At 26.5% G+C, this 25,825-nt stretch carries 26 protein-coding genes; 22 read left to right on the top strand and 4 right to left on the bottom strand.

The annotated features are described in order from the left end of the window. Nucleotides 1–2: 2 nt before the first annotated feature. Nucleotides 3–878 (bottom strand): tRNA 5-methoxyuridine(34)/uridine 5-oxyacetic acid(34) synthase CmoB, encoded by an 876-nt coding sequence (gene cmoB / locus CNZW441b_RS03610; protein ID WP_131166124.1) that lies wholly within the window; start codon nt 876–878, stop codon nt 3–5. A gap of 75 nt (nt 879–953) precedes the next feature. Next, entirely contained in the window at nt 954–1,226 is a 273-nt protein-coding gene (gene rpsO / locus CNZW441b_RS03615) for a 30S ribosomal protein S15 (protein WP_131163377.1), read from the bottom strand. A 218-nt stretch (nt 1,227–1,444) separates the two neighbouring features. Here rpsO and ceuB point away from each other — a divergent pair, with 218 nt between their 5' ends. The 8 genes from ceuB (at nt 1,445) to CNZW441b_RS03655 (ending at nt 11,529) form a co-directional block, all read left to right on the top strand. Further along, nucleotides 1,445–2,398, top strand: a complete 954-nt coding sequence (gene ceuB, locus CNZW441b_RS03620; protein ID WP_279586054.1) for an enterochelin ABC transporter permease CeuB — start codon at nt 1,445–1,447, stop codon at nt 2,396–2,398. Beyond that, nucleotides 2,391–3,329 (top strand): enterochelin ABC transporter permease CeuC, encoded by a 939-nt coding sequence (ceuC, locus tag CNZW441b_RS03625; protein ID WP_131163376.1) that lies wholly within the window; start codon nt 2,391–2,393, stop codon nt 3,327–3,329. Before ceuB ends, ceuC begins: the two co-directional genes overlap by 8 nt. Then, nucleotides 3,326–4,081: an iron ABC transporter ATP-binding protein gene (locus CNZW441b_RS03630; protein ID WP_131166122.1), complete on the top strand. Its 756-nt coding sequence runs from the start codon at nt 3,326–3,328 to the stop codon at nt 4,079–4,081. The genes ceuC and CNZW441b_RS03630 overlap by 4 nt, the downstream gene beginning before the upstream one ends. Before the next feature lie 20 nt (nt 4,082–4,101). Then, entirely contained in the window at nt 4,102–5,070 is a 969-nt protein-coding gene (locus tag CNZW441b_RS03635; protein ID WP_131166121.1) for a siderophore ABC transporter substrate-binding protein, read from the top strand. A 92-nt stretch (nt 5,071–5,162) separates the two neighbouring features. Then, nucleotides 5,163–7,667: a type VI secretion system Vgr family protein gene (locus CNZW441b_RS03640; RefSeq protein WP_131166120.1), complete on the top strand. Its 2,505-nt coding sequence runs from the start codon at nt 5,163–5,165 to the stop codon at nt 7,665–7,667. Between the two features lie 13 nt (nt 7,668–7,680). Then, entirely contained in the window at nt 7,681–9,333 is a 1,653-nt protein-coding gene (locus CNZW441b_RS03645; RefSeq protein ID WP_131166119.1) for a putative toxin, read from the top strand. 9 nt (nt 9,334–9,342) lie between these two features. Continuing rightward, entirely contained in the window at nt 9,343–10,278 is a 936-nt protein-coding gene (locus CNZW441b_RS03650; RefSeq protein ID WP_131166118.1) for an ankyrin repeat domain-containing protein, read from the top strand. Between the two features lie 6 nt (nt 10,279–10,284). Continuing rightward, the gene (locus tag CNZW441b_RS03655; RefSeq protein ID WP_131166117.1) at nt 10,285–11,529 is read left to right on the top strand and encodes a hypothetical protein; all 1,245 of its coding nucleotides are present in this window, start codon (nt 10,285–10,287) and stop codon (nt 11,527–11,529) included. A gap of 3 nt (nt 11,530–11,532) precedes the next feature. Here CNZW441b_RS03655 and fliI read toward each other — a convergent pair whose 3' ends face one another. Further along, nucleotides 11,533–12,909, bottom strand: a complete 1,377-nt coding sequence (gene fliI, locus CNZW441b_RS03660) for a flagellar protein export ATPase FliI (protein ID WP_131166116.1) — start codon at nt 12,907–12,909, stop codon at nt 11,533–11,535. Further along, nucleotides 12,909–13,481 carry a GTP cyclohydrolase I FolE gene (folE, locus tag CNZW441b_RS03665; protein ID WP_131163368.1) on the bottom strand — a complete coding sequence of 191 codons (573 nt, stop codon included), beginning with the start codon at nt 13,479–13,481 and terminating at the stop codon, nt 12,909–12,911. Before folE ends, fliI begins: the two co-directional genes overlap by 1 nt. A 147-nt stretch (nt 13,482–13,628) precedes the next feature. Here folE and tig point away from each other — a divergent pair, with 147 nt between their 5' ends. The 14 genes from tig to map all read left to right on the top strand — a co-directional run bounded on the left by tig (nt 13,629) and on the right by map (nt 25,753). Next, a complete protein-coding gene (gene tig, locus CNZW441b_RS03670; RefSeq protein ID WP_131163367.1) occupies nt 13,629–14,951 on the top strand; it encodes a trigger factor in 1,323 nt (440 codons plus the stop codon). Next, nucleotides 14,951–15,538 carry an ATP-dependent Clp endopeptidase proteolytic subunit ClpP gene (gene clpP / locus CNZW441b_RS03675; protein ID WP_131166114.1) on the top strand — a complete coding sequence of 196 codons (588 nt, stop codon included), beginning with the start codon at nt 14,951–14,953 and terminating at the stop codon, nt 15,536–15,538. Before tig ends, clpP begins: the two co-directional genes overlap by 1 nt. A gap of 9 nt (nt 15,539–15,547) precedes the next feature. Beyond that, nucleotides 15,548–16,063, top strand: a complete 516-nt coding sequence (gene def / locus CNZW441b_RS03680) for a peptide deformylase (protein WP_131163365.1) — start codon at nt 15,548–15,550, stop codon at nt 16,061–16,063. After that, the gene (locus CNZW441b_RS03685) at nt 16,060–17,565 is read left to right on the top strand and encodes a YifB family Mg chelatase-like AAA ATPase (RefSeq protein WP_131186362.1); all 1,506 of its coding nucleotides are present in this window, start codon (nt 16,060–16,062) and stop codon (nt 17,563–17,565) included. The genes def and CNZW441b_RS03685 overlap by 4 nt, the downstream gene beginning before the upstream one ends. Before the next feature lie 2 nt (nt 17,566–17,567). Continuing rightward, nucleotides 17,568–18,254, top strand: coding sequence for an NYN domain-containing protein (locus CNZW441b_RS03690; RefSeq protein ID WP_131163363.1), 687 nt, complete (start codon nt 17,568–17,570; stop codon nt 18,252–18,254). After that, nucleotides 18,251–19,603, top strand: a complete 1,353-nt coding sequence (locus CNZW441b_RS03695) for an NAD(P)H-hydrate dehydratase (RefSeq protein WP_131186361.1) — start codon at nt 18,251–18,253, stop codon at nt 19,601–19,603. Before CNZW441b_RS03690 ends, CNZW441b_RS03695 begins: the two co-directional genes overlap by 4 nt. Further along, nucleotides 19,594–20,184 carry a phosphoribosylglycinamide formyltransferase gene (gene purN, locus CNZW441b_RS03700; protein WP_131186360.1) on the top strand — a complete coding sequence of 197 codons (591 nt, stop codon included), beginning with the start codon at nt 19,594–19,596 and terminating at the stop codon, nt 20,182–20,184. Before CNZW441b_RS03695 ends, purN begins: the two co-directional genes overlap by 10 nt. After that, nucleotides 20,177–20,896 (top strand): TerC family protein, encoded by a 720-nt coding sequence (locus CNZW441b_RS03705; RefSeq protein ID WP_131186359.1) that lies wholly within the window; start codon nt 20,177–20,179, stop codon nt 20,894–20,896. Before purN ends, CNZW441b_RS03705 begins: the two co-directional genes overlap by 8 nt. A 309-nt stretch (nt 20,897–21,205) precedes the next feature. Then, complete coding sequence (locus CNZW441b_RS03710; protein ID WP_131166110.1) at nt 21,206–21,397, top strand: putative motility protein; 192 nt, start codon at nt 21,206–21,208, stop codon at nt 21,395–21,397. Between the two features lie 20 nt (nt 21,398–21,417). Then, nucleotides 21,418–22,569 (top strand): Na+/H+ antiporter NhaA, encoded by a 1,152-nt coding sequence (nhaA, locus tag CNZW441b_RS03715; protein WP_131166109.1) that lies wholly within the window; start codon nt 21,418–21,420, stop codon nt 22,567–22,569. Then, complete coding sequence (gene nhaA, locus CNZW441b_RS03720) at nt 22,569–23,747, top strand: Na+/H+ antiporter NhaA (protein WP_131163357.1); 1,179 nt, start codon at nt 22,569–22,571, stop codon at nt 23,745–23,747. Before nhaA (CNZW441b_RS03715) ends, nhaA (CNZW441b_RS03720) begins: the two co-directional genes overlap by 1 nt. Next, on the top strand, nt 23,747–24,235 hold the full coding sequence (locus CNZW441b_RS03725; protein WP_216681580.1) for a C40 family peptidase: 489 nt from the start codon (nt 23,747–23,749) through the stop codon (nt 24,233–24,235). Before nhaA (CNZW441b_RS03720) ends, CNZW441b_RS03725 begins: the two co-directional genes overlap by 1 nt. Nucleotides 24,236–24,237: 2 nt before the next feature. After that, nucleotides 24,238–24,978, top strand: a complete 741-nt coding sequence (murI, locus tag CNZW441b_RS03730) for a glutamate racemase (RefSeq protein WP_216681581.1) — start codon at nt 24,238–24,240, stop codon at nt 24,976–24,978. 13 nt (nt 24,979–24,991) lie between these two features. Continuing rightward, nucleotides 24,992–25,753: a type I methionyl aminopeptidase gene (gene map / locus CNZW441b_RS03735; RefSeq protein ID WP_131163354.1), complete on the top strand. Its 762-nt coding sequence runs from the start codon at nt 24,992–24,994 to the stop codon at nt 25,751–25,753. The last annotated feature ends 72 nt before the right edge of the window (nt 25,754–25,825 follow it).

The raw sequence follows: 25,825 nt of genomic DNA on the forward strand, positions 1-25,825 counted from the left end.
CATTAAACCTTTAATTTTACATAAATTCTTCTAGGTGATTCATAACCTTCATAAGTTAAGTTTTGGTTATCTGGGTCTAAAAAATCTTCCAAAGAATAAGAATCAATCCATTCTGTTTTTCTTTGTTCTCTTTTGGTTGTTTTTTTAATAGCTAAAATTTCAAATTCTTCAAATCCAGCACGTTCACACCAATTTCTTAAACCCAATATCGACGGAATAAAAAAAATATTTGATATTCTAGAATAAGTTTTTCTAGGAATTAAAGCAATTTCTCTTTTATCTTTAATAAACATAGTATCTAAAAATACAACACCATTTTTATTAAGGCTTTGTTTTAGTTGTTTTAACATTTTAATTGGATCGCTTCTATGATAAATAACCCCCAAACAAAAGATAACATCAAATTTATGCTTATAATTTGGTAAGTCTTCAACTCCTAAGAGCTCATATTTAATATTTGTTTTGGCTAAAGCGTTGATGAGTTCAAACTGTAATTTATATTTTATAGAGGGATCAAAACCTATGATCTTTTTTGGATTAAATTCTAACATTTTAAACATATAATAACCATTGTTGCATCCTACATCGGCAACAACTTTATCTTTGATCTCTTTTATAAAGGGTTTTAAAATATTAAATTTTATAAAACTTTGCCATTCAGAATCTATAAAAAGATTATCAATTTTAAAAGGACCTTTTCTCCATGGTTTTAATTCCATTGCAATTTGTTGAATTTGTTTTTCTGCTTTTAAATTTGTTTTTATATTTATGCTTCTTGTAATGGAAAATTTTGAATTTAGATTTGTTTTTTTAATTTTTTGTATTAAGCTGTATAAATGGTTTTGTTTCATTTGTTTTTCTAAGGATTTTGTTTTCATGACATTCCTTATATTTTGGAAGAGAAAAAAGTTTTAAAAGAAACCTAGGGCTTTAAGAAAACCCTAGATGAATGATTATTTATCTCTAAGTTTGAGTTCGTTGATAAGTTTTATATAGCTATTGTGATCTTTTCTTTTAAGATAAGATAAAAGTCTTTTTCTTTGTCCTACAAGTTTTAAAAGACCTAAGCGTGAAGAAAAATCTTTTTTATAGATTTTTAAATGTTCAGTTAGTTCTGAAATTCTAGCACTTAAAAGCGCAACTTGAACTTCTGTAGAGCCAGTATCACCTGACTTCTTAGCAAATTTAGCAATAATTTCTGCTTTCTTAGCCGAATCTAAAGCCATTTTGGACCTCCTGATTGGTATAAAATAAAACTAGTATTATATCCATTAAATCAAAAAATAAGCTGAATTTATCGCAATTATTAATCTTATTTGCGCCAATTATTGGTTTAATTTGAATATCGTAATATTTTTGAAAATTAATATCATTTTTATAAAAAATTTAGAAAAATAGTATATAATTTTTAATAATTATTATCATTATTTAATTAAGGAAATTTTTGTTCAGTTGCTTTATAAAACTAAAGGTTTTATTATCATTACTTTTTATTTTTTCTATAGTAAGTGTCTTTATAGGAGTAAAAGATATTTCTTTATTCTCTTTAAATAACGAAGATTTGGAACTTTTGTTTATAACAAGAATTCCAAGAATTATAGCCATAATCATCACAGGAATGAGTTTGGGAATTTGTGGTCTTATTATGCAGCAGATTACTCAAAATAAATTTGTTTCTCCAACCACTGCTGGAACTATGGATTGTGCAAGATTTGGAATTTTAATCTCTTTAGTATTTTTCAATACTTATTCTTTTTTATTTCAAACTTTAATTGCTTGTATTTTTACTATGCTTGGAAGTATTGTTTTTATACAAATTTTAAGAAAAATTAAATTCAAAGATAGTATTTTCATACCTCTGGTAGGATTAATGTTTGGCGGGATTATTAATTCTTTAACAACTTTTTTTGCTTATAGTTTAAATTATATCCAAAATATTCAAGGATGGCTACAGGGGAGTTTTGCTAATGTTATGCAAGGAAATTATGAGCTAATTTATATAAGTTTACCTATGTTAGTTGTTGCATATATTTTTGCCAATAAAATTACTATTGTAGGTATGGGAAAAGAAGTATGCATTAATCTTGGTATTTCTTATAATTTTGTCCTTGGTCTTGGCTTATTTATTGTTTCAATTATTACTTCAGTCATTGTTTTAACTGTTGGAGTTATACCTTTTTTGGGTCTTATTATTCCTAATATTATTTCTATTTATAAGGGTGATAATCTTAAAAGAAATCTTAGTTATATTGCATTAAGCGGAGCTTTATTTTTGCTTATATGTGATATTTTTGCAAGAATAATTATTTTTCCTTTTGAAATGCCAATTAGTATAGTAGCAGGAGTTTTTGGATCTTTGATATTTATTTGGATTTTATTAAAGAGAAAAAATGGATAAAAAAATATATTTTTTAATTTTTATTGCCTTGTTTAGTGTAGGTATTTATTTATTTGGTTTTATGGGAGAATTTAGCAATTATGCTTTAAAAAATCGCAGTTTGCAAATTGCTTCTATTGTTATTGTTGGTATATGTATTGCTGTTTCAAGTATTGTTTTTCAAACTATTAGCAATAATAAAATTCTTACGCCAAGTATTATAGGTCTTGATTCTTTATATATGCTTTTACAATCTTGCTTGGTTTTTATTTTAGGTTCAACTAATTTGATTGTATATAAAGAAAATATTAATTTTTTACTTTCTTTATTTTGTATGGTAATTTTTTCTTTGCTTTTATATAAACTTCTTTTTAAAAATGAAAGAAATATCTATTTAATTATGCTTTTAGGAATTATTTTTGGAACATTCTTTTCTACTTTGGGAACTTTTTTTGAAGTTTTAATCGATCCTGATGAATTTATGATTATTCAAGGAAGGATGTTTGCCAGTTTTGATAATATTGCAATTGATGTTTTATTTTTAGCAAGTATTATCACTTTAATTAGTATGGTCTTTGTTGTTAAATACTTGAAATTTTTAGATCCTTTGGTTTTAGGTAAAGATTTAAGTATAAATTTAGGAATTAATTATCATAAGATTATAAAACATCTTATGATAATTGTAGCTATATTAACTTCTATAAGCACAGCTTTGGTTGGTCCTATTACATTTTTAGGACTCTTAATTTGTAATATTACTTATGAGCTTTTTAAAACTTCTAAACATAAATTTTTGCTTTTAGCTTGCTCTTTGATAGCAATAATATTTTTAATTATAGGTGTATTTTTTGTTTCAAGGGTTTTTGAGTATAACACAACTATAAGCGTGATTATAAATTTTCTCGGAGGAATTTATTTTTTATATCTCGTTTTTAAGGGGAGTAAATTATGATAGAATTAAAAAATATAAGTAAAAGTTATAATAAAAAAAGCATAGTTTCAAATTTAAATTTGACTTTTCCTAGAAATAAACTAATTTCACTAATTGGTCCTAATGGAGCTGGCAAAAGTACAGTACTTTCTCTTATAAGTCGTTTATTTAAGCCTGATAATGGTGAAATATATATTGATGGTAAAAATATTAATTCCTATAAAGAAAATATATTAGCCCAAAAAATTTCTATTCTCAAACAGCAAAATAATTTAAATTTAAGATTAAGTATTGAAGAGTTGGTATCTTTTGGTCGCTTTCCTTATTCTCAAGGAAGATTAAATTCTCAAGATAAAGAAAAAATTAATGAAGCTTTAAATTATACAGGACTTTATGAGATAAAAGATAAATATTTAGATACTTTAAGTGGTGGACAAAAACAAAGAGCCTTTATAGCAATGATTATTGCTCAAGATACTGAATTTATTTTGTTTGATGAACCTTTAAATAATCTTGATATGAAACATTGTGTCCAGACTATGAATTTAATGAAAAATTTAATTAAAGATTTTAATAAATCTATTATAGTAGTGTTGCATGATATTAATTTTGCTTCAATTTACTCTGATGAAATTCTTGCCTTAAAAGATGGAAAAATTGTGAAATTTGATCATACGGAAAAAATCATTAATAGCGAGGTGTTAAAAGAGGTTTATGATATGGAAATTCCTTTAGTGGAATTTAAAAATAAAAAAGTATGTCTTTATTTTTAATTTATTTTAAGGAGAAAAATATGAAAAAGAAAAGTTTTTTAGCATGGTTTTGTTTATTTTTATTGTTGGGTTTTAGCGCTTGTTTTGACAATAAGATTAAAAATAATAGCGAAAATACTCTAGTTGTTACCCCTATTAGCGTGACTGATAAGGGGGATTCTTTCTTGATTAAACATTCTTTAGGTGAGAGTAGGGTGGTTAAAAATCCTTCAAGAGTTGTGATTTTAGATTTTGGCTCTTTAGATACTTTTGATTCTTTAAATTTAAGTGATAAAGTTATTGGAGTTCCTCTTAAAAATTTGCCTCCTTATTTAAAACAATATGATAATAAAAGTAACATAGGAGGTGTTCAACAAGTCAATTTAGAAGCGATTAACGCATTAAAGCCCGATTTAATCATCATTTCGGGTCGTCAAACTAGGTTTTATGATAAATTGAATCAAATTGCTCCTACTATATATTTAGGTATTAACAATTCTGATTTTTTATTTTCTTTTGAAAATAATGTTTTAAGTATTGCAAAACTTTACAATAAGGAAAGTGAAGCAAAAGAGAAAATATCGCAAATAAAAGAAGAAATTTCTGAAATAAAAAGCAAAATTAGCAAAGATAAGAAAGCTTTAATAATACTTACCAATTCCAATAAAATTTCAGCTTTTGGCTCTTCTTCAAGATTTGGTTTAATACATGATATTTTAGACATTGAGCCTGTAGATAAATCTTTAAAAGTTGGAACACATGGTAAAAGTATTAACTCAGAGTATATTTTAGAAAAAAATCCAGATTTTATTTTCGTTATAGATAGAAATGTTATAGTTGGCAATCAAGAAAAAGCTAAAGATATACTAAATAATGCTTTGATTTTAAAAACTAAAGCGGCACAAAATAATAAAATTATTTATCTTGATCCACAATATTGGTATCTTTCAGGTGGTGGGCTTGAATCATTGGAGGCTATGATTAAAGAAGTAGCTAAAGCACTAAATTAATTTTATTAATTTGGTAAGAATTATTATTTAAGACATAAACTATGATATAATTTATAATCACAGGCTAAATTGATTAAAAGAAGGTGGTAGTTATGAATTCATATCTTAGTTTAAATATTATTAATCCATCTGTTTCTTTTAAAATCACTAAGGCTTATATTAAAGAAAGTTTAGAAGATTTATTCACTTGCGAGTGTGAGGGCTATATTGAAATTTTAGAAGAAAACTTAATTAATGACGCAAATATTAATTTTCATCCTAATTCCTTGATTGACAAGGAGGCTCATTTTATTATTAAAAATCCTTATGAAAATACAACAATTGATTTTACGCATAAAGAAAATAAAATTTATAAAGGTATTGTTTCTTATGTTAATTATTTGGGTTTAAGCAATGAAAGTGCAAATAATATAGTTGATTCAGAAATAAAACATCTTTCATATAAACATTTTTTTAAATTTACTCTTAGTTCTGTACTTGCTAGAATGTCTTTTAATAGAGCCAATAGGATCTATACAGACTTAAGTATTTTGGAAGTTATTAAAATAACTTTGGATTTTTATCAAGGAAAATTTATCAATAAAGAAATTGATTTTTCAAAACTTAAACATAGTTATTCTAAAAAAGAACTTATTATTCAATATAATGAGAGTGATTTGGAATTTATCACACGACTTGCTCATAATAATGGTATATATTTTTATGAAGATGATGAAAAAATTTATTTTTGTGATACTTTTGTATCATCTAAAAGTCAAAATATTCAATTTAATTCTAATATTAACAATATTTTACATGAACCTTGTATTTATTCTTTTATAAAAGAAAGATCTATTTTTTCTAATCAATTTACCTATTCAAGCACGAATACTAGTAATCCTTTAAACGCAACTTCTTTAAATCTTAATACAATTGATGAAAAATTTAAAAATTTACAATATTATAATGAGCATATTTATGAAAGTGCGAATTCTTTTACAGAAGATATAGATTTAAAGACTCCTATTTATTTAAAAGAAAAAAGATATAAACTTTTAAATGAAAGCTTTAAAGCAAAAAGTAATATTTATAATTTATCCTTAAGCGACAAAGTTAATATAAATTTTAATTCTTCATATGAAAGAAATTTAGATAATAAAGAAAAAAAAGACTTTATTATCATAAATTTAGAACAGTATTTAATTGATGATGCAATTTTAGCCAACTCTATCAATACAAATGATAATCAAAAAATCAAAGATTTTCACTTTACAAAATCTTATTTTAATACAGTTACGCTTTTGCCAAGTTATATACTATTTGTTCCAAGTTTTAAAACAAAGCCTAAAGCACCTACTCAAACAAAGGGGATAGTTATAGGAGAAAATAATGAAATTTCAAATGAAAGCAATTTAGTTTTTACAGATAAATACGGTAGGGTAAAGGTAAGATTTGATGCTTTTGTAAACCAAGAAACAATTGATGAAAAAGAACATTTATATCACCATAGCTGTTTTTTAAGAGTAAGCTCTCCTGTAGCTTCAAGTTATTCTGGTTTTTTTAGAATACCAAGAGTTGGAGATGAGGTGTTAATTTCGTTTTTAGAAAATGATATTGATAAGCCTTTTATAAGCGGGAGTTTTTATAATGAAAATAATGCTCTACCTCTTTATTCTTATCCTAAGTTTAAAAGAGAGATTGCTAATAATGCTTTAAATTATTTAAGACAAATTCCATTAATAAGATATGAGGGGCTACCAGAGCTTAAAATACAAGAAAATAAAGATTATGATTTAAATTATACAAATAATCATTTCTTAACTATATCTAATTCAACCTTAGGACAAGAAAATTTAAGATCTTATGAGAGAAACGAACTAACTTTTAAAAATGAAGCAGGTAAAGAAGAAATTTATCTTTTAGCACAAAAAGATTATAAAGAAGAAATTATTAATAATCACGAACAGGTTATAAAAAACAACAAAACTTCAGAAGTTGGAGGTTTATTTAGCGAATTTATTATTTTAGGACATATGCAAAATATTGCTGGATTTAAAAATGTTAATGTTGGCGCAGAGTATTTAGAAAATACCTTACTTTCAAAAGATACAAATGTAGGTCTTAGCAATACTTTAAATGTTGGCGTTACACATAAAATTAATATAGGTCAAGATTATGAAGAATATGTAAAAAATGATAAAAAAGTAGAAGTAAAAAATAATTTTGAAAAAGAGATTTCAAATGATTATATACAAAGAGTGGGAAATAATAAAAACGAAACAATTCAAGGATCTTATACTCTTATGACTGGAGATAGTATAAAAATAGATTCTTCAAAAGATACACTTTTGCTAAGTAAGGAACATTTGCAAATTCAAGCTGAGGAGTCTTTGGGTTTTAGAACAAATAAAAATTGCTCTTTTAATGCTGATTTTGTTAATTTTTTAGCTAATGAAGAAAATATTATAGTTGCTAAGAAAAAAGCTATAACACAAATAGAAAATGGTTCTGCCATTATTCACACCAAAAAAGAAATTATTATAAAAGTAGATGGGGTAGAAGTAATTATAGATTCTAAAGGGCTTAGAATTAAAGGTGGAGATTTAAGGATTGATTAAATAGGAATTGTTTATGCCCGAGTTGATAAAATTTAATGATATCGTTTTTTTAGTTAAAGAGTTTCGAAAAGTTTTTATACTATCAAATTGCAAACTTGCTTTTTATGAACCCAAGCATTTTTTGGTTAAAGAAAAAGAGATGCAAGCAAAAGAGCCTGTACAAAAAAGAAAAAAAGGAAAAAGCACAAATTCAAAAAAAATAAAAGAATTTGAATTTAGCAAAAAAGATGGAAATAGTATTGTTTTAAAAGAAATGGAACTTTATAAACAAGATTCCATAGAAGCTAAAGATAATGCAAATTTAGACATCGATATTAAAGATGTTATTAAACACAAAGAAAAGATAGACTCTCAGATAAATGATACATCATTAAATGAAAATTTCGAAGAAAAAAAGGGGAGTGATTTAAAATCAAAATTTGATGAAGGCAATGAATTTGATATTTTTTATGATAGATATACTAAAGAAGAAAAAGAAATTAAAAGCTTTGAGGTAAAAGATGGCAAGGCTATTGTCCCTAGTAGTTTTTTAGCAGAACAATTTGAAAAAGGTATTAGAAGTTTGATTGTAAGATTGATTCCTAAACAAAAAAATAAAAGAGGTTTTGTTTTTGATCCTATTCCTTTAGAAGATAGAGCTATTATTTTAACAGAGCTTAGAAAAACAAAAGAAAAAACATTAACTTTTCAAAGAAAAATAGCTCAAATTCAAAATGATGCTTTAAATCTTCAAAGTCCAAAAGAATTTTTAACAATTTTAAATCAGGAAGAAAATCTTTCTCAAGAGGAGATTAAAAAACAACAACAAAAAGGTATATTAATTTATGCTAAAAAAAGACAAGAAGAACTTTTTGATAGTATTAATAAAGACAGAATTTATAGTGTAGATGTTCTAAAAAGAGTAGTAAGCAAGAAAAAATTCAAAAGCATAAGAGAAAGCTCTCAAATGGGAAAATATGAATATGCTAAAAGTTTTGATAAGAAAATAAAAGACTATGAAGAGAAAAAGGAAAATAAAACTCAAAAAAAGATTAAGAAATCTAAAAATGAATCTTTAAAAGAGAAGAGTCCTAATTCAAAAGATATAGGAGAATTAGGCGAATATGCAGCTTCTATGCTATTTAGTAAAGGATCTACAAGATATATTTCAAATAGAAGAAAATTTGATGCAAATTTTAATCAAAATAGTTATAACTTTACTATTCCTGATTTTTTAGTTGTAGTAAATGATAAAAGAAGTATTATAGAAGTTAAAAATGTCCAAAAACAAGATTTAACAGAGCAAATAAGTTTTGAATTAAAACTTGCACAAGAATATGAACTAGATTATATATTTTTATGCAATCATTATACAAAATTAAGCGATAGCATAGCCATTGATAAAGAAAAAAATGAAAAATTTATTAATAAACTTAAACAAGAAAATTCTAATTTTTCTTTTTTAAATCTTAGGGCTTTTGTGAAAGGGGATTTAGGAAGTAGAAAAGGTTTTATCTATCATAGACACATGCACAGGAGTATAAAAACTATTTTTAAAGAAATTTATTTGGATCATTTAAAAAATAATGTTCCCAATAAAATAGTAATTAAAAGACTAAATTTAAATGATCCATTAAGCATAGAAGATGAATTAAACAAAGATCAGCAATTGCAAATACCAAGCTAAGGAGAGTAGATGAGTATTAAGGGAGTATCTAAAAGAGAATTAGAAGCTAGAGAAAAAATCAGTGCTTTAAGTAGCGAAGAAATAGATAATTTAAGAGATGAGCTTTGTGATTTGGTTTTTGCGAATGATTTTGAAAAAACTGTAAATTTTTTAAAAGATTATCCCATAAAACAAAGTTTTTATGAATTATTGTGCGAAGAAGAGGGTGTAAAAACTCCTTTATTTTCTTGTGATAATATTCTTGCTAATGCTGCTGCTGGATCTATAGAACAAGGAAAAGATACAAGATTATTAGATTATCTTATAGATATTTGTGGTATAAATCCAAATTTTAAATTTGAACATATAAAGGATAATTATAATGCATTGACTTTTTATATGGATCAAGTAGGACTTGATGAAAGAGTCATAAAATATTTTATAACAAAAGGATCAACATTTAATATTTTTAACCACTTAGGAGATAGTATTTTGCATAATTGGGCTATAAGAGGGGAAATAGATGAAATAAAGCTTGCATTAAAATATGGCGCGAATTTAGAAATACAAAGTCAAATTTATCAAAAATTTAATGAAAAATCTAAAGAATGGGAGGAAGAATTTTATTTTGCGGGATCAACTCCTTTAATGTCTGTTGTAGAAAGCGATGATGAGCAAAATTATAATACTGTTAAAGCTCTATTGGAGCTTGGAGCAAATCCAAACCACGTTCGTTGGCCAAGATTGATTTGTATTATAGAAGTTTGTCAAATTTCTAAGATTAAAAAAATTTTATTAGAATTTGGCGCTAAAAGTTTAAAAAAAATGGAAAATGAAATCTTTAAATTTCAAGATGAATATATAAAAAATAAAGGTATAAAAGAAGATGATTTAGAGCGTGAAGATATGATAAATATAGCTAAAATGATTAATGATAAATTTATGAAATCTAAAAATAAAAGTTAAGTTTTTATGAAATACTTAGAAGAATTTCAAACAAGCAATCAAATTTCTTTTTTATTTTTTTCAAAAAATTCCTTTAGTGATGAAAAAAATCTTAAAGCTTGGAGTTTAAATTCTCATCGCCTTGATATGAGAGAGTGGTTTGAATTTAAAAATCAAAATTTAGGAAAATTTTATAATGTCAATTTGGAGAAAATTTTAAATGCTTTAATGCAACTAAATTCATACTTTAAAATTGATAAATTTAGAGCCATTAATTTGCATGGAGAGGATGATTATTTTGATTTTAATGAAGCATCATATCTTAAAATTTATGATAGATTGTGTCAAGATCAAAGCAAATTTCATCTTTATCAAAAATTAAAAAATAAATCTTTAAGAATAGGGAGTTTATATAATTTTTCTCCTAATTTTCCTTTTTGGAATGCAAGTGGAAAAAATTTTTCTCAAAGTGAGATTAATACTTTTATTTCCGATAAAAACTTAGCCCCATTTTTTAATTCGAGTGATGTTTATTTTAACTCTTGTTTGGTGTTAAATTATAATATTACAAAGCAGATGCTTGATTATCTTGTTAAAAATTATAATACAAAATTTAAGAATCAATTTTTACATAAAAAACCTAGCGATCAAATGGATAATAAAAATAAAATTTTAGAGGAGCTTAAAGATATATTTTTATTGCTTTGTAATGGAATGAATGCTGATTATGCTTTTATGGATTTTACTTATTTTTTTTCAGGATATGATTATACTATTGATTCTAAAAATAGTATTTTAAATCCTTATTTAAAAAATTTTAAAGACATAGTTTATAAAGATACAATGATTGATGCTATTAACGAGTATGGGAAAAATTTTTTTATCAATTATTATTCCAAAGAAGTATTGTCATTGTTAGATAAAGATGAGCTTTTGGATTCTAGAATGAATGTTATTATTAAAAATTATCAACAAGATTTAAATAGTATAAATTCCAAAGGGATACTTTCTCAAAGATATGAGAATGATTTTTTTGTGAAATTAGTTCCTTTTATAGAATGGGAGAGCTATGTTTATGATGGGGATATATGGCAACTATATGAAAAAAAGAACGAAGAAATTAGAAAATATTGGAAAAAATTTCTTTCTAGAGATATTTTAAAGCCATTGCCTTTAGAATGGGATTGCTCTATTAATGAAAAACTTATTTGGGTAAATGATAATGATTTATTTCAAGCTTTAAATGCACATAAAATTTTACATCAAAATTAAAAACTATTTTTGATTAGGATTTGGAAGTGTTGCATTTGAGCTACCAAGATTTTGATTATTAGGCATAGCTATGGAAGTATCTATTTGTTTTAAAAGTTCTATAGTATCATTAAATTCAAAACTTTCTTCAGGATTTTGCCCTAAAAATTTTTGCATAAAATCTTTTTTAGCTATAGCCTCGTCAAGTTCTTTATCGCTTCCTTTTTGATAGGCTCCAATACGTAGCAAAACTTCATTTTCTTTAAGTAATGAATTTAATCTTTTAAATTTTCTTGCCAAAAGTTTATGTTCATTTGTAATAATATCACCCATAACCCTTGAAGCTGAATTTTGTATATTAATAGGTGGATAAATTCCAAAGTCCGTAAGTTCGCGGCTTAAAACAATGTGTCCATCTAAGATAGAACGACTTTGATCTGCAATAGGATCACTCATATCATCACCATCAACCAAAACGGTAAAAAATGCAGTGATCGTGCCTTTACCTTCTTCTTTCCCAGCTCTTTCCATAAGTTGAGGCAATAGACTTAAAACGCTTGGTGGATAGCCTTTGGTTGTAGGAGGTTCTCCTAATGCTAATCCAATTTCTCTTTGCGCCATAGCAAAGCGCGTTACACTATCCATTATAAAAAGTACATCTTTACCTTGTTCTTTGAAGTATTCTGCTACACTCATTGCACAAAAAGCACCATATTTTCGCATTAAAGCGCTATCATCACTTGTTGCAACGATTATAACAGTATCATCTAATTTTCCGCCCAAATTTTTTTGAATAAATTCTGGAATTTCGCGTCCTCTTTCTCCAATAAGAGCAACAACTTTTATAGGTGCTTTGGAGTTTTTAACTATCATACCCATAAGAGTGGATTTACCAACTCCACTTCCTGCAAAAATTCCTAATTTTTGCCCTACACCACAAGTTAAAAGTGCATCAATAGTTTTTACCCCAACAGGAAAAACTTCCTCGATAAGCCCTCTTTTCATCGCATCAATAGGAGCTCTCATTATAGGCATAAATTTGCTCGCTTCAATAGCCCCTTTGCCGTCTTTAGGTCTCATAAAAGGATCTACTACGCGTCCTAAAAGTTCATCACTTACTCCAATTTGCATACCCGCATCACTTAAAAATGCACGATCGCCTATTTTAAAGCCTTCTATAAAACTAAAGGGACTTAAATAACTAAATTTATCTTTAATTTCCACTACCATAGCTAAAGTTTGAAGATGCTCATTTTCATTTGAAACAAGTTTTATAATATCCCCAATACCAGTTTTTAATCCTTTGATTTCTATACTCGTAGCAGAAATTTTCGTAATTTCTCCAAAAATAGAATTTAAATTTTCATTTTTTAGCTTTTGTCTTAGTTTATTAAGTTCCATTAAAATCTTACTTGTTTTGGGGAATTAATCAAAGAAAAAAACTCTTTTCTCGTTTTTTCATTTTTAAGAAATAAACCTCTTAAAGCTGAAGTACTAGTAATAGAATTTGCTTTTTGCACTCCACGCATTTCAATGCACATATGTCTTGCTTCTATCACAACGCCAACACCTTTTGCTTTAACGCTATTCATTAAAGCATCTGCGATTTGTTCTGTGAGTTGTTCTTGAATTTGAAGTCTTCTTGCAAACATTTCTACTAGACGCGGAATTTTACTAAGACCTACAACTTTTTTATCAGGAATATAAGCTACACTTACTCTACCAAAAAAAGGCAAAAGATGATGTTCGCAAAGGCTATAAAATTCTATATCTTTTACTAAAACCATTTCATTATTTGAGCTTTCAAATAGAGCATCGTTTAAAATATTGTCAATATTTTCATTATAACCCTTGGTTAAAAATTCATAAGCCTTAAAAACTCTTGTTGGAGTTTTTAAAAGACCCTCTCTTTGCGGATTTTCGCCTATTATTTCTAACATAGTTGTAATACAATTTTCAAATTTTTTTTGCAATTTTTTCTCCAAAATAGTTAAAATGATATAATTTATGTTGAAATTTAATTATAATATTATCATAAATATATTGAAATTTTTATGCAAGTAATAAGGAAAAATTTGTTATATTTCAATAATTAACTTTTTATTTTTGAAGGAATAACTATGGAAATTAAAGCAAAGCAATTAGATTCTGTTAATGCAATTGCTAATGTAAAAATCCCTTTAGGAAGCATTAAAAACGAAGTTCAAAATTTAGCTAAAAAAGCTTCTAAAAATATTAAAATGGATGGATTTAGGCCAGGACATGTTCCAGTTAGTGCTGTGCTTAAACGCTATGAAAAAGAATTAATAAAAGATGCTGAACAAAACCTCTTTAAATATGCTATTGATAGTGCTTTAAAAGAATTGCAAAAAGAAAATAAAGATCTTATTGGAGATCCATATTTTGAAAAATTTGATAGAAAAGATGGTGAAATCGAAGCTGAATTAATGCTTTCATTTAAACCTGTTTTAAAACTTGATGGCTATGAAAAATTAATACCAGAATATCAAACTCCAAAAGTAAGTAAAAAAGAGATCGAAGATAAAAAAATAGAACTTTTAAAAAGATTTGCAACCCCAGAAGCGATTAAAACAAAGAGAGCCTTAAAAGAAGGTGATTTTGCTAAATTTGATTTTGAGGGTTTTGTAGATGATAAAGCTTTTGATGGAGGTAAGGCTCAAGATTATGTTTTAGAAATTGGATCTAAGCAATTTATTCCAGGATTTGAAGAGGGTATGATAGGCTTAAAAGCAGGAGAGGAAAAAGATATAAAAGTTACTTTTCCACAAGATTATGGTGCACCTAATTTAGCAGGAAAAGAAGCTGTTTTTAAGGTAAAACTTCACGAAATTCAAGAATTAAATATACCAAAGCTTGATGAGAAAAATCTTAAACTTCTTCTTCCTAATGAAAAAGAACCAACAGAAGAGTTGCTTGATGAAAAATTAAAAGAACAAATTAAAAATGAAAAGCTTTTTAAATTGGTTAATGATGAATTAAAAGCTAAATTTGCTGATGCTTTGATTGAGAAGTTTGAGTTTGATTTGCCAAAGGGTATTGTTGAGCAAGAAATAGATATGCAATTTAGAAGTGCTTTTTCAAAATTCAGTGAAAAAGAAATAGAAGAACTTAAAAATGATAAAGAAAAATATAAAGAAAAAAGAGATAGTTTTAAAGATGAAGCCAAAAAAAGCGTTAAACTTACTTTTATTATCGATGAACTTTCTAAGATTAGAAAAATTGAAGTAAGCGACCAAGAACTTATTCAAGCGATTTATTTTGAAGCCTATCGTTATGGTATGAATCCTAAAGAGCATTTAGAAAATTATAAAAAACAAGGTGCCTTGCCTGCTGTTAAAATGGCCTTAATTGAAGAAAAACTTTTTAGCGATATTTTTATACCAAAAAGCAATAAAAAAGTTAAAAAAGAGGTTGAAAAATAATGAGTCTTTATATACCTTATGTTATTGAAAAAACAAGTAGAGGTGAGAGAAGCTATGATATTTATTCTAGACTTTTAAAAGATAGAATTGTTATGCTTAGCGGAGAGATTAATGATGATTTAGCCTCTTCTATAGTTGCACAACTTCTTTTTTTAGAAGCTGAAGATCCTCAAAAAGATATTTATCTTTATATAAACTCTCCAGGTGGGGTAATAACAAGCGGATTTAGTATTTATGATACTATGAACTATATAAAACCTGATATTTGTACTATTTGTATAGGACAAGCTGCTTCTATGGGAGCATTTTTATTAAGTTGTGGAGCAGAAGGTAAGCGTTTTGCTTTACCAAATTCAAGGATTATGATACATCAGCCTTTAGGGGGCGCTAGAGGGCAAGCAAGTGATATAGAAATTCAAGCAAAAGAAATTTTAAGATTAAAATCTATACTTAATGAGATTTTGGCTAAAAACACCAAACAAAAATTAGCTAAAATTGTTAAAGACACTGAGAGAGATTTTTTTATGAGCTCAAACGAAGCTAAAGAATATGGGCTTATTGATAAAGTTTTAGAAAAGAAAATTTAAGGTGTTATTTTGGTAAGAAAAATTATAACTTATCCCAATAAAAATCTTTTTTTAGAATCTAAACCTGTGGAAAATTTTGATAAAGAATTACACTGTTTGCTTGATGATATGTATGAAACTATGATAGCAAGCAATGGTGTAGGACTTGCAGCTATACAAGTAGATGTTCCTTTAAGGGTTTTTATTGTAAATATTTTAGATGAAAATGAAGAGCAAAAAAAAGAAGATTTAATTGAAGTTATAAATCCAAAAATTACATTTTTAAGCGAAGAAAAAATTATTTGCACAGAAGGTTGTCTTAGTGTTCCTGATTTTTTTGAAAAAGTAGAGCGGTATGAACATATTTTACTTAAATATCAAGATCGTTATGGAGATTATAAAGAGCTTGAAGCTAAAGGTTTTTTAGCTGTAGCAATTCAGCACGAAAATGATCATTTAGATGGACATTTGTTTATAGAAAAACTTTCTTTTTTGAAAAGACAAAAATTTGATAAAGAATTTAAAAAACAAAAAAAATCTAAATGAAATTTTTAAAATGCATAAGCTTTAATGAAGATTTAGATATTATAGATGTTGAATCAACTTTTACAAGAGGAATTCCAAATCTTACTATAGTTGGTTTGGCAAATACAGCAATTAAAGAGAGTGTTGAGCGTATTAAAGCTTCCCTTGTAACTTGTAATTTTGCTTTTCCTTCAAAGAAAATTACAATCAATTTAAGCCCTTCAGGTATACCAAAAAAAGGTTCACATTTTGATTTGGTGATAGCTATTCTTATCTTATTGCAAAATGAAAATTTAGATGATTTTTTTGTTGTTGGAGAACTTGGACTAGATGGAAGTGTTAAAAGTACAAATGAGCTTTTTTCTTTACTCTTATTTTTAAGTGCTAAAATTAAAAAAGCAAGGGTTATTGTTCCTAAAAGCATAGCCTCTAAAGCCTCTATGATCCCAAATTTAGAAATTTATGGCATAGAACATATTAGTGATGCAGTAGAGTTTTTTAAAGAAAAACAATATGAAAAATTTAGATTTAAAGAATTACATCCTTTGTTTAAAAATTCTTTTTCTTTAAATGGAGAAATATATATTCGAAATGAAATTTTTGAGTATGATTTTAAAGATATTAAAGGACAAAAACAAGCCAAAAGAGCCTGTTTAATAGCTGCTTTGGGAATGCATAATATTTTATTTGAGGGAAGTCCAGGGAGTGGAAAAACTATGTGTGCTAAAAGGCTTGTTTATATAATGCCTCCACAAAGCCTTGATGAAATTTTAATACAAAGTGCTTATAAATCCTTGTATTCAAAAGATTGCGATTTAAATCAAACAAGAATTTTTAGAAATCCACATCATACAAGTACTAGGGCAAGTATATTTGGAGGTGGGGCTAATGGAGCTAGGATAGGGGAAATTGCTTTAGCTAATCGAGGGGTATTATTTTTTGATGAATTTCCGCATTTTAGTAAGCAAATTATCGAAAGCTTAAGAGAGCCTTTAGAGGATTGCAAAATTCATATTTCAAGAGTAAATTCTAAGATGAGTTATGAAACAAAATTTATTTTTGCTGCCGCTTTAAATCCTTGTCCTTGTGGTAATTTATTCTCTAAAAACTTAAGTTGTGTTTGTGGCGATAATGAAATTAAAAGGTATAAAAATAAAATTTCTTGGCCTATTTTAGATAGGATAGATTTGTATGTAGCTATGGATGAAATAGATGTTAATGATAAAGCAGATTTAAGCTCTAAGCAAATGAATGATATGATATTTGATGCTTTTTTATTTCAAAAGAAGAGAGGTCAGAAAGAATTTAATGGAAAGCTACAAGATGAAGATTTGAAGAAATTTTGCATTTTAGATGATGAAGCTAAAGAGATACTTGATAAAGCAACTTTAAGATATAATCTTTCTCAAAGAGGAGTAAATAAAACTTTAAAAGTTGCAAGAAGTTGTGCTGATTTGGCAAAGAGTGAAATAATTCTTAAAAATCATGTTTTAGAAGCTTTAAGTTTTAGAATGAGAGGATAAAAATGGAAAATAAAAGTGTTGCTGTTTTTATTGATGCTGAAAATATTCCAGAAAAGTATGCTGATGATATTTTTAATATAGCTTCAAATTATGGAGAGTTGGTAATTAAAAGAATTTATGCTGATTGGACCAAAGAAAGTGTGCAAAATTGGAAGAAAAAAGTAGGCGATCATTCTATTATAGCTATGCAACAATTTAACTTTAGGGCGCAAAAAAATTCAAGCGATATGTATTTAATAACAGAGATTTTAAGCTTTTTTTACGAGAAAGATATTGATATTTTTATTATTGTTTCTAGTGATAGTGATTATACAAGTTTGATACAAAAATTAAGAGAAAATAAAAAACAAGTTATAGGTATAGGCTTAAAACAATCTATAAAATCTTATGTAAATGCTTTTAATGAATTTTTTTATCTTGATAAGGATAAAAATAAAGATCAAAATACTCTAGATAAAAATGATTTAAAAGTCTTAATCAATATAATAGAACAATTAATAGAAGAGAAAACAAGAGCAGAGTATGCTCAAATAAGAATGAATATGAACCGCAAGTATTCAGACTTTAATCCGCAAAATTATGGTTTTAAAAATTTTAGAGCTTTGATGCAACATTTTCTTCCTAGAATGGAAAAATTTAAAGAAGAAAGAGAAAAAAATATTTATTTTTTGGTTAAAAAAGATAAATGAAAGCTATTTATAACAACTCTCAAATTTTGGATCAAAATGCTATCAATAATGGTTTAAATGAAGATATTTTATTAGAAAATGCTGGAATTTCTTTGGCTAAACTTATAAAAAAAGAACAAAAGAAATTCAATAAAGCTAAAGTTCTTTTTTTATTAGGCGGAGGCAATAATGCTTGTGATGCGCTTGTGGCTATAAGACATTTGAAAAAATGCAAGGCTTTTAAGCTTGAATTTAGGGAAAATGAGAATTTTAAAAAACAAAGTAGAATTTTAGGAAATTATGGTTTTAAGTTCTTAAAAAAAGAACCAAATTTCAATAAATTTGATATTATAGTTGATGCTGTTTTCGGGAGTGGATTTAAAGGAAAATTAAATACAAAAACTATTGAAATTTTTCAAAAAGTCAATTCAAGCAAAGCTTTAAAAATTGCTTGCGATATCCCAAGTGGTTTGGGTATGGAATTTTGTTTTAAGGCAGATATTACGCTTTGTATGGGTGCTTTAAAAGAGATATTACTAGAAGATTTTGCTAAAGAATTTATTGGAAAAATTAAAATTGCTAATTTAGGTATTTCAAATAAAAAATTTATTAAAGACCCGCAAGGTTTTTTACTTAAAGAAAAAGATTTAAATATCATAAAAAGAAAAGTAAATTCTAATAAGGCAAATTTTGGACATATTTATATCGCAGGTAATGAAAGTGCTGGAACATTAGCTGCACTTGGAGCTTTAAATTTTGGAGCAGGTCTTGTTTCTTTAGTAGCTAAAAAAACTTTTTCTCCGCTTATAATGCTAAAAGATAAAATAGAACCTAAAGCTAATGTTGCAGCCTTAGGTATGGGTCTTAATAATCTAGATATTTTAAAAGATAATATTTTAGATAATATTCCTTTAGTTTTAGATGCAAATTGTTTTTTGAGTGAAAATATATTAAATTTTTTGCAAAGAAAAGATGTGATATTAACACCACATCCTAAAGAATTTTCAAGACTTTTAAAATTTTGCTTTAAAGAAGACATCAGCACAAGTGTAATTCAAAAAAATCGTTTTTTTTATGCTAGAAAATTTACTAATACTTTTGAATGTGTTTTACTTTTAAAAGGAGCCAATCCTATTATAATGCAAAAAGATCAGCTTTTTGTTGTAAATTTAGGAAATGCAAATTTAGCAAAAGGCGGTAGTGGTGATGTTTTAAGCGGTATGATAGCGGCACTTTTAGGTGCTAATTTTTCTCCATTGGATGCAGCAAAAAATGCTTGTTTAGCTCATGCACTTGTAGCTAAGAAATATAAATTTAATCAAAATAGCTTTGATGCTTTAAAACTTATCAAAGGTTTAAAATGCATATAAGACTTGCTATTCTTTTTAGTGGAAATGGGAGCAATTTAGAAAATATTTTAAAAAAACTTCACAAAAAAAAGGTAAAAGGCATATATTTTGAAGTTGTACTTTGTATTTGCAATAATAAAAATGCATTTGGCATACAAAGAGTAGAAAAATATAATCTTAAGAGTATAATTATTGATCACAATGATTATACTAAACGTGAAGAGTTTGATGAAGTTTTAGTGAATGAAATACAAAAAAGTAAGATAGATTTGACTATATTAGCTGGATTTATGAGAATTTTAAGTCCTGTTTTTACTCAAAATATCAAAGCTATCAATCTTCATCCTTCTTTGCTTCCTCTTTTTAAAGGAGCAAATGCTATCAAACAAAGCTATGAAAGCGATATGAAAGTAGCTGGAGTAAGTGTTCATTGGGTTGATGAAAGCTTAGATGGAGGAGAGATTATTGCACAAAAGGCATTTGAAAAGAAAAATTTGAGTTTTAAAGAGTTTGAAGATAAAATTCATATTCTTGAACATCAAATTCTAATTCAGGCTATTATAGAAACAAGTGAAAAAATATTAAAGGAAAATAATGTTTGATTGGATTTTTAGTATTGATGCTTGGGTAACTCTTGTTACATTAAGTGCGTTAGAAATTGTTTTAGGAATTGATAATGTTATTTTTTTAACAATTTTAGTCAATAAGCTTCCTAAAGAATATAGAAATAAGGGAAGAATCTTTGGATTAGCTTTTGCAATGATTACAAGAATATTATTGCTTTTATCTCTTTTTTGGATAATGAAACTTACAAATCCTTTATTTAGTATTTTTAATCAAGAAATTTCTTGGAGAGATTTGATTTTATTTTTTGGAGGGTTATTTTTAGTTATTAAATCTTTTCAAGAAATCAAAGAACAAATTTTTTGTACTCACAAAGAAGATGATAAAAAGACGCAAAAAGTTACAGCGGGAAAATTTTGGATTATAGTTGCTGAAATAGCCATTATGGATATTATTTTTTCTCTTGATAGTATTATAACTGCTGTTGGGATAGCTCAAGATATCAGCATTATGATTTTAGCTGTAATTATAGCTGTTTTAGTAATGCTTTTTGCATCAAAACCTATTGCAGATTTTGTAGAAAAATATCCAAGTATTAAAATTTTAGCTTTAGCTTTTTTAGTGATGATAGGGGTTGTTTTAATAGCTCAAAGTTTTGATATTTATATTAATAAAGCTTATATTTATGTTGCCATGGTTTTTTCTTTGATTGTGCAAATTTTAGTTATTTTAAATGAAAAAAATAGGTAAAAAACTATTTTAAATTTTTATAAATAAAAATGATTTTTTATTTAAATGAAAAAAATAATAAATTAAAATTTATAATAAATAATAATCATTAAAAGACTAAATATTTTTTGATGAATATTTAGTTTTGTAAAATTATATTTTAAAGATTATAATTATAATTTTACAAATTGTAACATTATAATTATAAGGCTTTTAAGCATATGAAATTTAAAAATATTTTTTTAAAAAAAATAGTTATAATTTTTTAAAAAGAATTAAAAATTATGATAAAATTCCGATATGTCTATAAGTCCAAATAAAGGAGAAAAAATGATTTCAGATGTGAGTAATGTTTCTTTAATGACAACGATTAATACATCGCTTTTAAAAAAAACAATGGATTCTAATGAAGCTTTAATGGCTGAACTTATTGATGGTTTAGAAATGGCAAATCCTCAAAGTTCTGTCCCTTCAAGTAGTTCTAAACCAGTTTTAAATTCCAATCTTGATATTTATGCTTGATTGCTATTTTGGGAAATAAAATGCAGGCTATAAAAAGATTTATTTTAAGTGAAACATTTCCTGGAGTTTTATTGATATTTTTCACTTTTTTTGCATTATTTTGCAAAAATATTTCTTTTATAGACTTGTATGATAAATTTTTGTCTATACAATTTAGCATAGGTTTTAATGAGTTTAAGCTTTCAAAGCCTATAGTATTATGGATTAATGATGGTTTGATTGCTATTTTTTTCTTATGTATTGGACTTGAATTAAAATATGAAATTTTAAGAGGACAGCTTAAAAATATCAAATCTGTTTCTTTGCCTATATTTGGTGCATTTGGCGGAATGATAGTCCCAGCTTTAATTTTTACAATAATCAATTATTCTCATGAATATGCAATGAAAGGTTGGGCTATACCAACTGCTACTGATATTGCTTTTGCGGTAGGAATTTTAATGCTTTTGGGTAATAAAATTCCTTCTAGTTTAAAACTTTTTTTGCTTTCGTTGGCTATTTTTGATGATTTAGGAGCAATAATTATCATTGCTTTATTTTATACTGATCAAATTTCTTTGTTTGCGCTTATTATTTGTTTAATATGTATTATTGCTCTGTTTTTTTTAAACTATTTCCATGTTACACATCTTCCTTTTTATGTTTTAATTGGAGTTATTCTTTGGATAGCTATGTTAAAAAGTGGAGTCCATGCTACTTTAGCAGGAGTTATTATAGCTTTATTTATTCCTTTAGATACAAAAGATAAAAAACCTTATTTGCATAAAGTTTATGAAAGTTTAAATTGTTGGGTAATTTATTTTATTTTGCCATTATTTGCTTTTGTTAATGCAGGAGTAGATCTAAGAAGTATGCATTTATCTTCTATTTTTTCATCTGTAAGCCTTGGTATTATTTTAGGACTTTTTTTAGGTAAGCAAGTTGGGGTATTTTTGTTTTCTTATTTGGCTATAAAATTTAAAGTCGCAACAATGCCAGATAATGTAAGCTATAAACAGTTTTATGGTATTTGTATTTTAACAGGTATTGGTTTTACAATGAGTTTATTTATAGATGGACTAGCTTATAAAAATAGTGATATTTTTGAGCATAGTGATCGTTTGGCCATATTGATTGCAAGTTTTTTAAGTGCTATATATGGTTATATTTATTTAAAAATGGTAAGTAAATAATGAATGAAACTTTGGATAAGATAAAAAAAATAGTATCTAGTGAAGTTTTTGGTGGATTTTTACTAATAATTTGTACTATTCTTGCTTTATGTGTCCAAAATAGTTTTTTAAGCGAACACTATAGAGAATTTCTTAATGTAAATGTTGGTTTTAATGTAGGAAATTTTGCTCTAGATAAACCATTGTTGCTTTGGATAAATGATGGGTTGATATCCATATTCTTTTTTTCAATAGGACTTGAACTTAAAAAAGAATTTATCCAGGGAGATTTTAAAAATCCTAAAAATATTGTTCTGCCATTTTTTGCTGCTTTGGGTGGTATTATAGTTCCTGCAGCTATCTTTGTTCTTATCAATATAACAGATCCTTATACTCTTAAGGGTTGGGCTATACCAACTGCTACTGACACTGCTTTTGCTTTGGCTATTTTAATGATGGTTGGTAAAAAAATTCCACCATCTTTAAAGGTGTTTTTATTATCTTTGGCTATTTTTGATGATGTTGGAGCCATTTTAATTATAGCTATTTTTTATACAACTGAACTTTCTGTTGTTGCTTTTGTTATAGCTGCTATTGCTATTTTTGTTATGTTTATTTTAAATTTATTAGGAAATACGAGAAAATCTTTTTATTTTATATGTTCAGTTATTCTTTGGTTAAGCGTTTTAAAAAGTGGAGTTCATGCTACTTTAGCTGGAATCATTACGGCTTTTTTTATTCCAATGCAAACAAAAGAAGGGCAACCTTTTTTAAAAGAAATTGATGAAAGTTTAAGATTTTGGTTAATTTTTATTATATTACCTTTATTTGCATTTGCTAATGCTGGAGTAAATTTATCAAATATTACTATGGGGTCTATTTTTTCTGGAGTGAGTATAGGTATATTCTTGGGACTTTTTTTAGGAAAGCAAGTTGGTGTGTTTTTGTTTTCTTATTTGGCTATAAAATTTAAGTTAGCTACTTTGCCTCATGAGGCTAATTTGAAACAACTTTATGGAGTTTGTATTTTAACAGGTATTGGTTTTACAATGAGTTTATTTATCGATGGATTAGCCTATGAAGTAAGTGATATTTTTCATTACGCTGATAATTTATCTATATTAATTGCTTCTTTTTGTTCTGGAATTTTTGGTTTTATATATTTAAAATTTTTTGCTAATTCTAAAAAAGAAATTTAATGGGTAAAACTTTATTTTTAAGCTTTCTTTTTGGGATATTGTTTTTTATTTCTGGATGTAGCATTCATCAAACTAGTGGTAGTAATTTAGGATTTGTAAATTATAATACCATTGAGACTAAACTTCAAAGAGTCTCTAAAGAGTGGAAAAAAACTCCTTATAAACTTGGTGGAACAACAAAAAAAGGTGCTGATTGTTCGGGTTTTACTCAAAGTGTTTTGCTTGAATTTAAAGCTCATATACCAAGAACTACAAAAATGCAACTTCAATCAGGAAAAAGTGTTCTTAGAAAGAATCTTAGGGCTGGAGATCTAGTTTTTTTTAAAACAGGTAGAGGACCAAATGGAATGCATGTGGGAATTTATTTGAGCAAAGATAAATTTATTCACTTATCAACCAAAGGTGGAGCTAAGGAAGCTTCTTTGAATAATGCATATTGGAAAAAACGCTATATTGGTGCTAGACGATACAATTTAAAGGTTTTTTAGTTTTGAAAATTGGAGTTTTTGATAGTGGTATAGGGGGTCTTAGTGTTTTAAAATCTTTGTATAATTCAAAATTATTTGAAAAAATAATTTATTATGGAGATACAGCACGTGTTCCTTACGGAACAAAAGATAAAGATACTATTATTAAATTTTGTCTTGAGGCACTTGAATTTTTTAAACAGCATAAAGTTGATTTTCTAGTCATTGCTTGCAATACAGCAAGTGCTTATGCTCTAGATGCTTTACGTCAAAATTGTTCTTTTCCTGTTTTTGGAGTAATTGAAGCCGGCATTAATGAAACTAAAAAACAGATTAAAGATAAAAATAAAAAAATTTTAGTTATTGCAACGAAAGCAACAATTGATTCAAAAGAATATCAAAAACGTTTAACATTGGAAGGTTTTACTCAAATTCAAGCTTTAGCAACAGGACTTTTTGTGCCTTTAGTAGAAGAAGGAATTTTTGAAAGAGAGGTTTTAAATAGCGTATTTAATTATTATTTTAAAGATATTCAAAATCCCGATGCTCTTATTTTAGCCTGTACCCATTTTCCTTTTCTTTCAAATCCTTTAGAAAATTATTTTGAAAATAATATAAAATTAATACATTCTGGCGACTCTATGGTAGAGTTTTTAAAAAATCATTATACCTTGAAAATTTATAAAGAATCTAAAGTTGAATTTTATGCTTCTAGTAATGTCGATTATTTAAAATTTATTGCTAAAAAATGGCTTAATTTTTAAAAAAAGGAATAAGATGATAGAGATTAAAAAACCTGTAGAAATAGAGAAATTAAGAAAAGCAAATCAAATAGTAGCTAAAACATTAGATTTTCTAGAAGAACAAATTAAACCAGGTATGAGCTTAAAAGAGATTGATAAAATAGCTGAGGATTTTATACTTTTAAATGGAGCCAAACCTTCATTTAAGGGACTTTATGGTTTTCCCGGTGCAATTTGCACTTCTTTGAATCAAGTTTGTATTCATGGTATTCCTGATGAAAAAATTCTTAAAGAAGGGGATATTTTAGGTATTGATGTTGGAACTTTTTTAGATGGATATTATGGAGATGCTGCTAGAACTATCCCTATAGGTAAAATTTCTTTAAAAGATGAAGAATTAATTTCTTGCGCCAAAGATGCTTTATATTATGCTATTGATATAATTTATCAGGGAATGCGTTTTAAGGAGCTTTCTGCAGCTTTAGGGGAATTTATAACAAAAAGAGGTTTTGTTCCATTAAGAGGATATTGTGGGCATGGAATTGGAAAAAAGCCACATAGCGAACCTGAAATATTGAATTATCTTGAAAATGGAGCTAATGCCAAAAGTGGTCCTAAAATTAAAAATGGTATGGTTTTTTGTATTGAACCTATGATTTGTCAAAAAGCAGGAGAGCCAAAACATTTTAATGGGAAATGGGATGCTGGAAGCATAGATGAACTTAATACTGCGCATTATGAACACTGCATTGCTGTAATTAATAACAAAGCTGAGATTTTATCTTTAAATATTTAATAAATATATATTAAATAATTTTAAACAAAATATATAAATTTTATATATTTTGTTTCAAAAAGTTACATTTTT

Source organism: Campylobacter novaezeelandiae (assembly GCF_018968685.1).
Classification (GTDB): Bacteria; Campylobacterota; Campylobacteria; order Campylobacterales; family Campylobacteraceae; genus Campylobacter_D; species Campylobacter_D novaezeelandiae.